Origin of the sequence: Mycobacterium sp., assembly GCF_039583805.1 — a bacterium.
In the GTDB taxonomy this organism is placed as follows: Bacteria; Actinomycetota; Actinomycetes; order Mycobacteriales; family Mycobacteriaceae; genus Mycobacterium.
The window spans coordinates 3,424-6,457 of record NZ_JAVKSH010000150.1 but is presented as its reverse complement, the minus strand read 5'-3'; the positions used below and the strand labels follow the sequence as shown (position 1 = coordinate 6,457).

General features: G+C 69.3%; 3 protein-coding genes. All 3 read left to right on the top strand.

Annotated features, from left to right (window positions below; translation table 11 throughout):
* Window positions 1-108: 108 nt before the first annotated feature.
* Window positions 109-1,614 (top strand): 2-methylcitrate dehydratase PrpD, encoded by a 1,506-nt coding sequence (prpD, locus tag ABDW21_RS15860; protein WP_343710723.1) that lies wholly within the window; start codon window positions 109-111, stop codon window positions 1,612-1,614.
* Window positions 1,611-2,510, top strand: coding sequence for a methylisocitrate lyase (gene prpB / locus ABDW21_RS15855; RefSeq protein WP_343710722.1), 900 nt, complete (start codon window positions 1,611-1,613; stop codon window positions 2,508-2,510). Before prpD ends, prpB begins: the two co-directional genes overlap by 4 nt.
* On the top strand, window positions 2,507-3,034 hold a 528-nt coding region (locus ABDW21_RS15850), incomplete at its 3' end, for a citrate/2-methylcitrate synthase (protein ID WP_343710721.1). The genes prpB and ABDW21_RS15850, both read left to right, overlap by 4 nt.

Here is a 3,034-nt window from a genome sequence, read left to right as displayed (position 1 = left end):
TGGGTGCGCTGCTGGCCGAGGTGGGCACCATGCTGCATCCCGCGGACCTGATGCCGTTCTGACGACGGCCGACGACGCGGGGCCGCCGCCGGGCATACTGGACAACGTATGCATAGATATCCGGTTCGAGCCCACCGCAGCGCCGACCAGTTTCCCCGGACCGAGCACCTCGCCTCCAAGATCGCCGAGGTGGCCGCGGACCCGGTCGCCGTCGAGCCGCAGACCGAGACGATGGTGCTCAACCGGATCATCGACAACGCCGCGGTCAGTGCGGCGTCGGTGCTGCGGAGGCCGGTCACCGTGGCCCGCCGGCAGGCGCTGGCGCACCGGGCCCGGCCCTGCGCTGCGGTGTTCGGCGTCGACGGCAGCTACGCGGCCGAATGGGCGGCGTGGGCCAACGGCGTCGGGGTGCGCGAACTGGATTTCCACGACACGTTTCTGGCCGCCGAATACTCCCACCCCGGTGACAACATCCCGCCGCTGGTTGCGGTCGCCCAGCAGCTGTCGGCAAGCGGCGCCGACCTGATCCGCGGGCTGGCGACCGCGTACGAGATCCAGATCGACCTGGCCCGCGGAATCTGCCTGCACGAGCACAAGATCGACCACGTCGCGCACCTCGGTCCCTCGGTCGCCGCCGGCATCGGCACGATGCTGCGCCTGGACGTGGACACGATCTATCAGGCGATCGGGCAGGCGCTGCATCTGACCACCGCCACCCGCCAGTCCCGCAAGGGCTCGATTTCCAGCTGGAAGGCTTTCGCGCCCGCACACGCCGGCAAGGTGGCCATCGAGGCCGTCGACCGCGCGATGCGCGGTGAGGGATCGCCGGCCCCGATCTGGGAGGGCGAGGACGGCGTGATCGCGTGGCTGCTGTCCGGCTTCGAGCACACCTACCACGTGCCGCTGCCCGCGCCCGGGGAACCCAAGCGCGCCATCCTGGACAGCTTCACCAAGGAGCACTCGGCGGAATACCAGGCCCAGGCGCCGATCGACCTGGCGCGGCGGCTGCGGGAACGCATCGGCGACGTCAACCAGGTCGAATCCATCGTGCTGCACACCAGTCAGCACACCCACATGGTGATCGGCAGCGGTTCGGGCGATCCGCAGAAGTTCGACCCGGATGCGTCGCGCGAGACACTGGATCACTCGCTGCCCTACATCTTCGCGGTCGCGCTGCAGGACGGCGCCTGGCATCACGAACGGTCCTACACGCCCGAGCGGGCACACCGACCCGACACCGTCGAGCTCTGGCGCAAGATCTCCACCGTCGAAGACCCGGAGTGGACCCGGCGCTACCACGCGGACGACCCGGCGGAGAAGGCGTTCGGGGCGCGCGCCGAAGTGACGCTGACGAGCGGTGAGGTGATCACCGACGAACTGGCCGTCGCCGACGCGCATCCGCTGGGAGCGCGGCCGTTCCGGCGCGAGCAGTACGTGCAGAAGTTCCGCGAGCTGGCCGACGGGGTGGTGAAACCCGATGAACAACAACGGTTTCTGTCCGCCGTCGAAAATCTTGCCACAATGGGGCCCGGTACGCTGGGGGAGCTGAACGTGCTGGTCGACCCGCAGGTGCTGGCCAAGGCGCCGACGGTGCCGCCGGGGATCTTCGGGTGACCGGCGTGCTGGGGGCGGCCGCCGGCGCCGACAAGCGGTCGGCCTTGCGGGCTGCCGTGAAATCCTCTCGGCTGCAGCGTTTTCCGGGTGCCTTCTCGCCGCTGGTAGCCAAGCTGGTCACCGAGATCGGCTTCGAGGGCGTCTACGTGTCGGGTGCCGCGTTGTCGGCGGACTTGGCGCTGCCCGACATCGGGCTGACGACCCTGTCCGAGGTCGCGGCGCGCGGCGCGCAGATCGCGGCCGCCACCGACCTGCCCACCCTGATCGACGCCGACACCGGATTCGGCGAACCGCTGAATGCCGCCCGCACCGTCACGCTGCTCGAGGACGCCGGGCTGGCCGGCTGCCACCTGGAGGATCAGGTCAACCCGAAGCGTTGCGGCCACCTGGACGGCAAGGCCGTCGTGCCCACTACCGATATGGTCAGGCGTATACGCGCGGCGGTGGCGGCGCGGCGAGACCCGAACTTCGTCATCTGCGCCCGCACCGACGCCGTCGGTGTCGAGAGTTTTCCCGCCGCGCTCGACCGGGCCCGGGCCTACGCCGACGCCGGCGCCGACATGATCTTCACCGAGGCGCTGACCGAGGCGGGCGAATTCGAGCGGTTCCGCGCCGCGGTCGACGTGCCGCTGCTGGCCAACATGACCGAGTTCGGCCGCTCACCGCTGCTGAGCGTGCGCCAGCTCGCCGAGATCGGCTACAACGTCGTCATCTACCCTGTGACGACGCTGCGTCTGGCGATGTTCGCCATCGAAGCGGGTTTACGTGAAATCGACTCGGCCGGAACACAATCCGGGCTGCTGGACCGGATGCAACCGCGCAGCAGGCTCTACGAGTTGCTCCGCTACGCCGACTACACCCGTTTTGACGCCGACATCGCGGGAGGCAACCGATGATTCACAAGGGCGTTCACAAGGGCCTCGCCGGTGTCGTCGTCGACACCACCGCGGTCTCCAAGGTGATGCCGGAGAGCAACTCGCTGACATACCGCGGCTACCCCGTGCAGGACCTGGCCGCACACTGCAGCTTCGAGGAGGTGGCGTACCTGCTGTGGCACGGCGAACTGCCCACCGGCGCCGAGTTGGCCTCCTTCCGTGAGCAGGAGCGCGCAGAGCGCGGGCTGTCCCGGGAGACGCTGGCGGTGCTGACCGCGTTGCCCGACGCCTGCCACCCGATGGACGTGGTTCGCACCATGACCAGCTACCTGGGTGCGGCGGACCCCGACGAAGACAACACCGCCGAAGCCGCCAACCACGCCAAGGCGCTGCGGCTGTTCGCGGTGTTGCCGACGATCGTCGCCGCCGATATGCGCCGGCGCCGCGGCCTGGCGCCGATCCCGCCGGACACCGCATTGGGCTATTCGCAGAACTTCCTGCAGATGTGCTTCGGCGAGGTGCCCGACCCCCTAGAAGCCCCAGTC